General features: G+C 57.6%; 10 protein-coding genes. 1 reads left to right on the forward strand and 9 read right to left on the reverse strand.

The annotated features are described in order from the left end of the window. Positions 1–11 precede the first annotated feature (11 nt). The 8 genes from prpC to B3M52_RS10530 form a co-directional block, all read right to left on the reverse strand. Positions 12–1142: a bifunctional 2-methylcitrate synthase/citrate synthase gene (gene prpC / locus B3M52_RS10495; RefSeq protein WP_036205399.1), complete on the reverse strand. Its 1131-nt coding sequence runs from the start codon at positions 1140–1142 to the stop codon at positions 12–14. 32 nt (positions 1143–1174) lie between these two features. Next, complete coding sequence (gene prpB / locus B3M52_RS10500) at positions 1175–2062, reverse strand: methylisocitrate lyase (protein ID WP_036205398.1); 888 nt, start codon at positions 2060–2062, stop codon at positions 1175–1177. A gap of 29 nt (positions 2063–2091) precedes the next feature. Beyond that, positions 2092–2772, reverse strand: a complete 681-nt coding sequence (locus B3M52_RS10505; RefSeq protein ID WP_036205397.1) for a GntR family transcriptional regulator — start codon at positions 2770–2772, stop codon at positions 2092–2094. Positions 2773–2900: 128 nt separating this feature from the next. Next, complete coding sequence (locus B3M52_RS10510; RefSeq protein ID WP_143743862.1) at positions 2901–4487, reverse strand: glucan biosynthesis protein; 1587 nt, start codon at positions 4485–4487, stop codon at positions 2901–2903. A gap of 28 nt (positions 4488–4515) precedes the next feature. Then, positions 4516–6627 (reverse strand): glucans biosynthesis glucosyltransferase MdoH, encoded by a 2112-nt coding sequence (gene mdoH, locus B3M52_RS10515; RefSeq protein WP_075196127.1) that lies wholly within the window; start codon positions 6625–6627, stop codon positions 4516–4518. After that, on the reverse strand, positions 6620–6877 hold the full coding sequence (locus B3M52_RS10520) for a hypothetical protein (RefSeq protein ID WP_075196128.1): 258 nt from the start codon (positions 6875–6877) through the stop codon (positions 6620–6622). The genes mdoH and B3M52_RS10520 overlap by 8 nt, the downstream gene beginning before the upstream one ends. Before the next feature lie 15 nt (positions 6878–6892). After that, a complete protein-coding gene (locus tag B3M52_RS10525; protein ID WP_075196129.1) occupies positions 6893–8446 on the reverse strand; it encodes a glucan biosynthesis protein G in 1554 nt (517 codons plus the stop codon). 145 nt (positions 8447–8591) lie between these two features. Then, positions 8592–9767, reverse strand: a complete 1176-nt coding sequence (locus B3M52_RS10530) for a ShlB/FhaC/HecB family hemolysin secretion/activation protein (protein ID WP_036205393.1) — start codon at positions 9765–9767, stop codon at positions 8592–8594. A 365-nt stretch (positions 9768–10132) separates the two neighbouring features. Here B3M52_RS10530 and galU point away from each other — a divergent pair, with 365 nt between their 5' ends. Further along, on the forward strand, positions 10133–10969 hold the full coding sequence (galU, locus tag B3M52_RS10535) for a UTP--glucose-1-phosphate uridylyltransferase GalU (RefSeq protein ID WP_036205392.1): 837 nt from the start codon (positions 10133–10135) through the stop codon (positions 10967–10969). A 4-nt stretch (positions 10970–10973) separates the two neighbouring features. Here the strand turns inward: galU and B3M52_RS10540 are convergent, their stop codons facing one another. Further along, positions 10974–11390, reverse strand: coding sequence for a helix-turn-helix domain-containing protein (locus tag B3M52_RS10540; RefSeq protein WP_036205391.1), 417 nt, complete (start codon positions 11388–11390; stop codon positions 10974–10976). Positions 11391–11446 lie beyond the last annotated feature (56 nt).

Here is an 11446-nt window from a genome sequence, read left to right on the forward strand (position 1 = left end):
GGTTTATCGGATTACGGCCGCTCGTCGATCGGCACCCACTTCGAATCCGCCGGGCCATCGTAATCGGCACTTGGGCGGATGATGCGGTTGTTCTCACGCTGCTCTTTCACGTGGGCGGTCCAACCAGACACCCGTGACATCACGAAGATGGGGGTAAACAATTCGGTCGGGATACCCATGAAGTGATAGGCGGAGGCATGGAAGAAGTCGGCGTTGCAGAACAGCTTCTTCTCGCGCCACATAACTTCCTCACAACGAACCGATACCGGGTACAGAACGGTATCACCCACTTCCTTGGCGAGCTCCTCGGACCATTTCTTGATGATGGCGTTGCGGGGATCAGACTCCCGATAGATCGCATGGCCGAAGCCCATAATCTTCTCTTTGCGCTCCAGCATGCCCAGCAGGCCTTTCTCGGCTTCGTCCGGGGTCTGGAATTTCTGGATCAGCGCCATGGCCGCCTCATTGGCGCCACCGTGAAGCGGGCCGCGCAGCGTACCAATCGCACCGGTCACGCAGCTGTGGATATCCGACAGGGTGGAAGCGCACACTCGAGCCGTGAAGGTAGAGGCGTTGAACTCATGCTCTGCATAAAGAATCAGCGACACGTTCATAACGCGCTCATGCAGTTCGCTGGGTTTCTTGCCGTGGAGCAGTTCCAGGAAATGGCCGCCAATGGAATCCACGTCGCTGGCGGTATCGATGCGCACGCCTTCATGGGCGAAGCGGTACCAGTAGGTGATGATGGCCGGGAACAGTGCCAGCATGCGATCGATTTTGTCGTCCTGCTGGCTGAAGTCGGTCTCCGTTTCCAGGTTACCCAGCATGGAGCAGCCGGTGCGCATGACGTCCATGGGGTGGGCGTCTTTGGGAATATGCTCCAGTACGGATTTCACGGCGTATGGCAGTTCACGCATACTCACAAGCTTTTTCTTGTAGTCCTCAAGCTCCTGCCGGTTAGGCAGCTTGCCGCGCAACAACAGGTAAGCCACTTCTTCAAACTGGGCGTGGTCCGCCAGATCGCTGATGTCATAGCCACGATAGGTCAGGCCGGCACCGGACTGGCCAACAGTACACAGCGACGTTACGCCAGCCACCTGGCCGCGAAGACCTGCGCCTCCGAGTTTTTTTGCTTCAGCCATGGTTTTCCCTCTCATCAATGTTTGGATTTTGATTAACCCTTTTTCTGCTGGAACAGCTCGTCCAGCTTCTGTTCGAAATCGTGGTAGTTCAGGAAATCGTACAACTCCATCCGCGTTTGCATAAGATCAACCACGTCTTTCTGGTCACCTTTCTCGAGGATGTTTTCGTAAACCGTCAGTGCAGCCTTGTTCATGGCGCGAAAGGCACTCAATGGATACAGCACCATACCGGCGCCGGCTTCTGCAAGCTCCTTGCGATTGTACAACGGCGTGGCACCGAACTCGGTAATATTGGCCAGCACCGGCACGTCCAGGGCTTCAGAGAAGGCCTTGTAGTGCTCCAACTCGGTCACCGCTTCGGCGAAAATGCCGTCGGCGCCCGCCTCTATGCAGGCCTTCGCACGCTCAATCGCGGCGTCCAGGCCTTCCTTCTGGAACGCGTCGGTACGAGCCATGATGAAGAAGTCATCGTCCTGACGGGCATCCACGGCGGCCGTGATGCGATCCACCATTTCTTCCTGGGAGACGATTTCCTTGTTCGGTCGGTGACCACAGCGTTTCTGGGCCACCTGATCTTCGATATGGACTGCCGCTGCGCCAGCGCGTTCCATTTCGCGAATTGTGCGAGCAATGTTGAAGGCGCCGCCCCACCCGGTATCGATGTCTACCAGCAGCGGGACGTCGGTGGCCGCAGTGATACGGCGGACATCCTCGACCACATCGTTCAGCGTGGTCATGCCCAGATCTGGCAAACCATAGGACGCATTAGCAACACCGCCGCCGGACAGGTAGATGGCCTGATGACCGACCTTTTCCGCCATCATGGCAGTATAGGCGTTGATGGTGCCGACGATCTGTAGGGGGTGGTTTTCTTTCAGGGCTTTGCGGAAGCGTGCGCCTGGGGATAGTGTTTTGGACATGAGTAACCTCGTTATTTGGGGTGACGGTTCTAGATCGTTAAATCGCCTTGCTGAATCTTTTTCTCGATGTTTTTGCGGGCCGCATGGATGTGTCGTTTCATCAGGAATTCCGCCAGCTCGCCGTCACGCTGGGCGATGGCTTCAACAATCCTGCGATGCTCCCCCAGCGCCATGTGAGGGCGCCCGGATGAGGTGCTCAAACGGTAACGATACATCCGGACCATATAGTAAAGATCACCCAGCAGCATTTGCGCGAGTTTGGTGTTGCGACTGCCTGTGGCAATTCGGTGATGGAAGTCGTAGTCGCCTTCCGCCTGATAGTAGGCCTGGCCCTGGGCCTGTTCGATCATTCGCTCATGGCTATCGAGGGTGGCGGACAGGTCAGCGATTTCCTGATCGGTCATCCGCTCGGCGGCCTGACGGGCGGCGAGCCCCTCCATGGTTTCGCGAATGCGGTAGAGCTCCATGAGTTCATCAGCGCTGACTGAGACCACCTTTACCCCGGCGTGGGGCCGGCGCACCAGCAACCCTCGGGATTCAAGGCGGCCAAGCGCCTCGCGAAGCGGGCCACGGGTAAGATTGAAACGGGAGCAAAGTTCGACTTCGCCGATCTTTTCGCCAGGGGCAAGGTCGCCCTTAACGATGGCCGTTTGCAGACAATCGAAGGCTTCATCGGCACGGGTATAGGTTTGGGCGATAGCTTCCGGCATATTTTGTCAACAATAGTGACTAGAATTACCGGAAATCTACGCCCTAACTCGATTATTGTCAACAATCCAGGATTACCTGGCAGCGTAATTGTTGACAGAGCGGCAGCCTTCACCGCCCAGAAGCAAGGCTAATAGAGCGTGCGCTCGTCCTTCGGAGGCGGCGTGTACTGGTACAACCAGGTTTCGGTAAGCACCTGGTTACCGAGTTTGAGCTGAAGACGCAGGTCAATCGGTTCCAGGGAGTCGTCGGGCACAAGGTCAAACATCGCCCGATAACCACCAATGGAGTCCAATGGCCGCGCAGAGGTGATTTCCACCTCCCCACGGCTGGCCGTTATCACCGGCTCTACCTCTGCATCGTCCCCCACCAGCGGCAGCGTGCCGCCGGCAAAGTCCACGGCAAACCGCCAGGAGAAATATTTTCGCTCCTGCCCGACAACGCCCCCCAATCCCGTACGTGTTGCCTGGACCGTGGCCAACTCCTCTGGCTCCATCGGCGGCTCGGCCCCCCATGACAACGTGTAGGAATAAAGATACTCCTGCCCCGGCTCCATGGGCTTCTCGGGGTGCCAGAAGGCGACGATATTGTCGAACGTCTCGTCCTTGGTGGGAATCTCCACCAGCATCACGCTGCCTTTGCCCCAGTCATCGTGAGGCGTGACCCAGGTGCTCGGACGTTTCTCGTAGAACACGCCGTCGTCCTGGTAGTTGGCAAACCGGCGGTCGCGCTGCAGCAGGCCAAAGCCACGAGGATTATTGTCAACAAACGTATTTACCCGCAGGGAGCGAGGATTGACCAGTGGCCGCCACAGCCATTCGCCCTGCCCGTTCAGGATCGACAGCCCGTCCGAATCGTGAATTTCCGGGCGCCAGTCATAGGCCATACGGCGATCATTCTCACCGGTCTGGTACATACTGGTCAGTGGCGCGACCCCCACCCGCTGAATGGGTTTTCTCGGGTATATCGCCGCATCCACGCTCATCACCATGTTCCGTCCCGGGGTCAACGTAAAGGCATAGGCACCGGTCGTGCTGGGTGAATCCAGAAGTGCATAGACCACCATGTTCTGGCTGCCCGGTTTCGGTTTCTCCAGCCAGAAGGCCGAAAACTGCGGGAACTCTTCCCCGCTTTCCAGTGCGGTGTCGATCGCCAGGCCCCTGGCGGAGAGCCCGTATTGCATCTCTGACCCAACCGCCCGGAAGTAGCTGGCGCCGAGGAAAGCGGCCAGGTCGCGCTCGTAGTCCGTGTGGAAGTGAACACGGAACCCGGCATAGCCAAGATCCTCCGGCAGGGTTCCCAGGGGTTGTTCACCCTCATATCGGAAGTATTCCGGCTTGTACGCAAGCTCCCGGGCCTCGCCATCTTCCACTTCGTGGATGCGCACCGGGGTTTTGAAGTAGAGGCCAAGATGGAAAAGCTGCACCTGGAACGCATTGTCGTCGTTACGCCAAAGCGCTTCTTCGGGGCGAAAGCCGATCGCCTGGTAATCGTCCCAGGACAGATTCTTCAACGAGCCGGGCAACTCCCCTTCATGTGACACCCAGGGTTCACCGGCCAAGGCCCGCGCATGGCCTTTCAGCCACGCGTAACTGAATGGCTTGGGCTCACCAACCTCGCCCGCCACGCTGGAACCACTGTACATCAATGCCGAGAGGGGCAGTGCCTGGGCTCCCGCCAGACTGACGAAGGTTTTGATCAGTGTGCGTCTGTCCATGTCATGCTCCCGTCTAATATTGAAGCCTTTACTCTTCAGGTTTTGTCTTGCCCAGACTGGATATTCGCCGTCCCCAGAAACTGTCCGGCGATGAACGCCAGGCAAGCTGGTGCAGTTCCGCCAGTGCCGTGCGGTCACGGAACACTTGGCTGAGTTCGTTCCGGGACAATGACTCCGGCCCTTTGTCGGCGAGTCGTCGTACCAATGGCGCCAGCAACTCCGCCCTTCTGGGTTGGCGATCGGCGCGCGCCAAAGTGAGATGAAGCTGGTTCAGTCGCGGCCGTATCACGGCGGCCTCCACAGCGGTAATCACCGGAACCTCATCACTCTCGGCCCTTGCGCGTCTGGCGTCGTTCAATACCGCGACTGGTGTAAGCTCTTCCGGTATCACCAGTAATCCTTTTTTCCGAAAGGCCCGCCCCAGCCCTACACGGCTGAGCACCACCGATGTCGGGGCCGCCAACACGAGCGGCACCGCTACGGGCAGGGACCAGAGGAAAAACATGGGGTCCAGGCTCCAGGCGAAGGCGGACCAGCCAGCGCCCACGAGCATGCCGGGAAACTGGGTCAGAAAAGCGTCCCGCCATGTCGTTTCTTCGGTACGGTTCTGCCCTGCCCAGGACAAAGAGACGTTGAGAAGAGCGCCAAGAACATATCGGCTGTGGGCCATCATCCTGACCGGAGCCAGCAGCACGGACACAACGATTTCCAGCATCACACTCAGAAATAGCCGCCAGACACCTCCGAAGCCCCGCACAAGGCCGTGGATTACAGCATCAAAGATGGCCAGAAACTTTGGCAGGAACAGCAGCGATAGAGTGCTCAACGCAAGCCCGATAGCCCATTCCGGCCGCCATTCCGGCCATAGGGGGAATAGCCCCTGATGCCCTTCCGGAAAATAATTGATGCTGGCGACCGTCATTTGCACGGCTTCAACGGTCGTTAGAATCAGGAATGCCAACCACAGTGGCGACGCAAGGTACGCCATGATGCCGTTCAGCAGTGCCATCCGGTGGGCCAGGCGCAACTTCCGCCCGAACAGAAGAATCCAGAGGTGCTGGAGGTTGCCCCTGGACCAACGATTGTCCCGCGAGAGTTCATCCGAAATGGTGGGCGGTGATTCTTCAAAGCTGTTGCCAAGCTCAGGCTCAAGCCACACCTCATAACCCGCGCGCCCCATGTAGGCCGCTTCGACGAAATCGTGACTCATGATGGGCCCGCGAAAAAGCCCGAAGCCCCGCAGCTTGCGAAGACCGCAGTGCGTCATAAAGGGCTCAACGCGCAGAATGGCGTTGTGGCCCCAGAAGGCAGCGTCTCCCATCTGTATGGCTGCCAGGCCAGTAGCGAATAACGACGAGTAAAGGCGGTTCGCGAATTGCTGCACTCTGGCAAAGAGAGACTCACCGTTGATGATGGTGGGTGCGGTCTGCAGGATACCCACGTTGGGTTCCCGCTCCATCAGTTGCACCATTTTCACGATGGTTCCCGCGCTTAGCAGGCTGTCGGCATCCAGCACAACCATATAACGGTAACGGCGGCCCCAACGCCGCAGAAAGTCCGCAACGTTGCCGCTTTTGAAATTAAGATTGACGCGCCGACGACGATAGAACAGCCGCCCTTCAGCCCCGAGCTCTTCACACAGCCGGTGCCACTCGGTCTGTTCCTGGAGCCAGACGTTCGGGTCCCTGCTGTCGGAGATAATATGAAATTCAAAGCGGTCCAGCTGCCCGGTCCGTTCAATGTCCTGATAGACCGCCTTCAACCCGCTGAGCGTCCATTTCACGGGCTCGTGGTAGATCGGCATAACGATGGCGGTTTTGGCCAACGCCGTGTTTTCCAGTTCCGACTCCGGATGGCGCTTGAGAAGGCTGTGACGATCGCCACCTATCAGCCTGAGCACGAAACCAAACACTGCCGTCCAGAATCCCACTGCAATCCACATATAAAGAAGCATAAAAAGCGCAAGCAGGCCGAGTTCTACCAATGTTCCGCCGTGATACGGCAGAATCCAGAGCAGGAAGTAACTGGCAACAACGGTTTGCCCAACCACAAACAGTGTGAGGAAAAAGCGACGGACAGTGGCGGTGCGGCGCCAGGTCCCTGAACGTTCGCCGGGAGCGGCATTAACAACCTCAGTCATGGGGGTAGTACCCCAGGTGGCCGCGCATAAGGGGTGGAATGGGCGCCGGGATCTCCATTCCCGGCCGGTTGAAGTAGTCCGGCACGAGCTCAATACACCGAGCGGGCAAATCCAGCCCACCACCGTCCTTCATGGCGTTATCGACCAAACGCAGCACCTGTCGACAGGTTTCCGCGTCCAACTCCACGCCATCGTCGCGCAGATAGGTCATGACCCTCTCGATCGCCTGCTGGCATAAGGTTTCCGGCATGAACAAATCTCCGCTCTATTGCTTCTGTGCAAGCCCGGAATCCGGGTTTATAGAATAGGTCCAGGTCTCGGTCAGTGGCTCATTATCAAGCAGGAGTTGCCCGCGGAGGACCGGGGCCTTGTCACCGACGGGGCGAACCAGCATCGACAGTCGCCAGGTGCCATCAGCCTCAACGTACTCAACGAAATGCTCTATGATCTCAACGGCATCGCTGTTTCCGCTGCCCTCACTGACCTTACTGACGATGGCTGCATTAGGCTTGAGATCGTCCAGTGGCCCTCCTGCAAAATCAACAATGATTCGGTAGGCCCCCTCTTCCGTGCCGCCTCCGGGACGATTGCCATCTCCAACAAACGTTTGCAGTGCACGCCCGGTGTCCTGCCCGGATACGTCCTTGTCGCCAAAACGAAGGCTGTAGGCAAACGCCCGATGGTCACCCTGCTTTACTGGCTCCTTCGGTTTCCAGAAGGCAACAATGTTGTCGTTGGTTTCCGCGTTGGTGGGGATTTCAACCAGCACGACCTCGCCGTTCGACCATCCCTGCCTTGGCGCAACCCACGCACTGGGCCGTTTGTCATATCGAGCCTCGGCGTCCTCAAACTGGTCAAACTGGGTATCCCGCTGCATCAAACCGAAGCCAGCCAGGCGATCAACCTGAAGGTAGCTGAGCCGGAGGCGCGATGGGTTCGTCAGAGGGCGCCACAACCATTCGCCCGCGCCCTGGTCATGAATCAGCAGTCCGCTTGAGTCGTGCACCTGGGGCCGCCATTCACCCCGGGGCCTGGCAGTATTTTCGCCGTAGTAGAACATCGACGTCAGTGGCGCCAGGCCCGGTTGATCCACCGGGTTGCGGTAGAACAACTCAGCAGTGACATCGATACGTGTGGTTTTGCCAGGCTGGATATCGAAACGGTAGGCGCCGGCGACGCTAGGGCCGTCCAACAGGCCGTAAACCCGCATACGTTCACTGCCACCTCCCGGCCGCTCAAGCCAGAATTCAACAAACGATGGCACCTCCTCTCCGGAGGGCAGTCCGGTGTCTATCGCTATACCCCGCGCCGACAGACCAAAGTGATTGTCGGCACCCACGCCCCGGAAGTAGCTTGCGCCGGCGAAGACCAGAAACTGATTCTGTTCGTCGCCACGGCCCATCGGGTACGTGAGTTTGAAGCCCGCATAGCCCAGGTCCGCGGGAACCCTTTTGGCGAGTTCCGGGTCCGGGAAGCTGAACCCGGATTTATCAAACGGGATGGGTTTTACACCGTCGGCATCCACTTCATTCAACTTGACGGTATGGGTGTAATAGCTCCCCGGTGGCACCATCATCACCTGGAAACGGGAGCGCCCTTCCCGCCAAAGGCTGGCTTGCGGATTGAAACGGATGGATTGGTAGGCTCGGTAGCTCAGGTTCCTGAGAAAGCCGGGCACCGAAGGTGGTGGCTGATACTCACCTTCAGCCCTTGCTTTGGCCTTGTCCACTATTTCCCTGAACTCAAGCGCCCCCGCCGAATGGGCGTAGAGCAGCCCCGGCAATATCAGGCCGATCAGCCATCGTTTCCCTGAATGCATGTAGCTCCTACCTCAAAAATGTCCATCGACTTTTTAATGTAGCACTTGCGACCGGCGCCGTCTCAAGTGACATCTTCGTAAGGCAGGTTGGCCGCAGGGGGCCCGAGAGGCTTCAGGAGGGAGCTAGAACGTCGTTAGCAAGCAATCAGATACCCATGGTGAGGGAAAACCGAACGTCCGGGCGTTCGGGCATCGTCATGGCCATCGTGGAAGCACGAATCATACGGCCGACGCTGACATTCGCTGTGAAAGCCCGGCCCTCGAACTTCAACGACACCTGGCCAGCAGAGGCCCGGCCGTGGCGGTCGGACTGGGTTTCAGAGTATGGAACCCAGCCGTGCAACACCGCAAAATTCACGCTGGAAAGCACACCGTCCATAAACGGCATCTGCCAGGAGGGGCTGGCGGTATCCAGGCGCAACCAGCCACCCCGAACAACCGATACGGATTGCCCGTTAAAACCGGCGATCATGGAGGGGCCTGCGACGGTCAGATACTCCGACACCGGAAGATCTTCATCAGCGAACTGGTAGCGTCCGTGAATCCGCCAGCGCCACCGATAGAGCTCCTGTTCCAGCGAAGCGGACATCGCCACTTTATAGAAGGCGTCTTCGCGACCAACATCGTCCTGCAACCGATAATCGGTCGAACTGTACTCGCGACCGCTCACCGCCAGAAGACCGGTGCTGGCCTGCAAACCATCCCAAAGCTCATGACCGCCCTGCGCCTTGAGACCGACTGAGGACAACTCGTAGCGGCTCTCCGATACCAGGCTCCCCTTCTCCATAGCGCGACTGTCTCGACCGGTATGGTGGGCAACACCATCAAACGCCAGACCAAACCGTGAAAACAGCGGCCGACTGGCCCCGACACCCACAACACTGGATTCGCCACTGGCATTGTAGCGCCTGTCACCACTGGTAACGGCGTGGCTGTAGTAAGAACTTCCGGTTTCCACGGTTACTTGGTTGGCGCCGGCCGGAAAGCGGTAGCGAAACGAGGTGGCGTTGACGTCCGAGCGGTTCTTGTGGGACCGGGCATCGCGATAATGAAACCCGATTGCATCGCTGCTACCGACCAGGCTGTCAGCAGACACACCGATGTCTCCGTCCATTCCGTCGCTGTTCAGGGAGGTTTTGCCGGAAAACTTCAATCGGGATCTTAGCCAGTGTTCACGCTCATCGCGGAACGCATTCACGGTGCCCTCAAAATTATCGGCGTAGGGTTTCCAGCCATTCCGCAACCAGGAACCCGATGATTCCGCGTACAAAGGTTGGCTGAGAACGCACCAAATCAGTGCGAACAACAGGGAATGTCTCAATGTTTCTGATCCTGCCAGTGAGTGCCGGCCGCCTGTCGCTGCGAATACCGGTTATTCTTAAAAAATCGTCACTGCGGAATGTATTGCATTAACGCCCTTAAATCCATCACTGGTTGCCAAAATTTACAAAGTTAATCTTCATAGAAAACATATGATTACAAAGACCTCTGAAAGTTTTTTCTATAGATTTCAATAGGCCGGAGATATTGAGAACTGGTGCCACTTATTACCAAATTCTACATTTCGCTACCGAGGCCTCCATTTGGGTCACTAACTTGGTTACACTTGGCACAATTCGTGAGTCAGCCTACACGGACGACTGACTTCAAACAGGCCGTGACCGAAACGAAATAAGGACGAACGTTATGATCAAGAAGTGTCTCTTCCCTGTTGCCGGCTACGGCACCCGCTTCCTGCCAGCCACCAAAGCCATGCCCAAGGAAATCCTGCCCATTGTGAACAAGCCCCTTGTTCAATACGGTGTAGAGGAAGCTGCAGAAGCGGGGGTTCACGAGTTCGGTTTCGTTACCGGTCGTGGCAAAAGGGCCATCGAGGATCACTTCGACATCAGCTATGAGCTTGAGCACCAGATTGCCGGCTCGGGCAAGGAAGACCTGCTTACCTCCATCCGGGAGCTGATCGACAATAACTCGTTCGCCTTTACCCGCCAGAACGAAATGAAAGGTCTCGGTCACGCCATTCTCACCGGTCGCAACCTTGTTGGCGACAACCCATTCGCGGTTGTACTGGCGGACGACTTCTGCGTGGCTGACGGCGCCGAAGAAGGCGTACTCGCCCAGATGGTTAAACTTTACAACCAGTTCCGCTGCTCCATCGTTGCCATTGAGGAAGTACCGGAAGACGAGACCCACAAATATGGCGTCATAGCGGGCGAGTCGATGAAAGACGGCCTCTATCGCATCACCGACATGGTTGAAAAACCATCGCCGGAGAACGCCCCCAGCAACCTTGCGATTATCGGTCGCTATATCCTCACGCCCGATATTTTTGACATCATCGAGCGCACGGCGCCCGGCAAGAACGGTGAAGTTCAGATAACGGATGCGCTGCTGGAACAGGCGAAGAACGGCTGTGTGCTGGCGTATAAATTCAAGGGCCGCCGGTTTGATTGCGGCAGTATTGACGGGTTTGTGGAAGCGACCAACTACGTTTACGAAAACATCTACAAGAAAGGTAAATAGGCGCCTATTTGCCGAGGATTTGCAGGATCATGCGCCGGTTTTCGCCGGAGGTTTTCCGGAACCGGCGCAGCAGTTCCATTTCCTCCTCTGAAAGTTGAATCCGGCTGATTTCACGCTCCAGTTCTTTCAGGGCCGTTGACAGGTCATCGCCCTGGCTGAACGCCAGGCCTGGCAACTCCAACTGGCCGGTGTCCCCGGCGTCGTCCAGATCCAGCAGGTCTTCCAGTGGGGTTTCCGTCTTCAGGCAAAAATCCAGTAACTCGGTGACACCCGGCCATGCCCGCTGCCTCGCATCAGTCGATTCCCAACTCACCACCCGCGCCTCGTCCACTCCGCACATTTCTGCCACGTCCCCGCACGACAACTGCCCGGCTTCCCGAATCTGCCGCAGGCGGCGGTTAAAGGTTTGCAGGTACCGCATAGGAGTGTTCTCTGCCGTGGTTAGTCTTGTGGCCTGATGGCACTTTCGGTGAATCA

It is taken from the genome of Marinobacter sp. UBA2688 (assembly GCF_002352785.1).
Taxonomy (GTDB): domain Bacteria; phylum Pseudomonadota; class Gammaproteobacteria; order Pseudomonadales; family Oleiphilaceae; genus Marinobacter; species Marinobacter salarius.

Excerpts from the sequence above, each read along its gene's own strand:
- prpC (WP_036205399.1), bottom strand. The coding sequence starts at position 1,142 with ATGGCTGAAGCAAAAAAACTCGGAGGCGCAGGTCTTCGCGGCCAGGTG.
- prpB (WP_036205398.1), bottom strand. The coding sequence starts at position 2,062 with ATGTCCAAAACACTATCCCCAGGCGCACGCTTCCGCAAAGCCCTGAAA.
- B3M52_RS10505 (WP_036205397.1), bottom strand. The coding sequence starts at position 2,772 with ATGCCGGAAGCTATCGCCCAAACCTATACCCGTGCCGATGAAGCCTTC.
- B3M52_RS10510 (WP_143743862.1), bottom strand. The coding sequence starts at position 4,487 with ATGGACAGACGCACACTGATCAAAACCTTCGTCAGTCTGGCGGGAGCC.
- mdoH (WP_075196127.1), bottom strand. The coding sequence starts at position 6,627 with ATGACTGAGGTTGTTAATGCCGCTCCCGGCGAACGTTCAGGGACCTGG.
- B3M52_RS10520 (WP_075196128.1), bottom strand. The coding sequence starts at position 6,877 with ATGCCGGAAACCTTATGCCAGCAGGCGATCGAGAGGGTCATGACCTAT.
- B3M52_RS10525 (WP_075196129.1), bottom strand. The coding sequence starts at position 8,446 with ATGCATTCAGGGAAACGATGGCTGATCGGCCTGATATTGCCGGGGCTG.
- galU (WP_036205392.1), top strand. The coding sequence starts at position 10,133 with ATGATCAAGAAGTGTCTCTTCCCTGTTGCCGGCTACGGCACCCGCTTC.
- B3M52_RS10540 (WP_036205391.1), bottom strand. The coding sequence starts at position 11,390 with ATGCGGTACCTGCAAACCTTTAACCGCCGCCTGCGGCAGATTCGGGAA.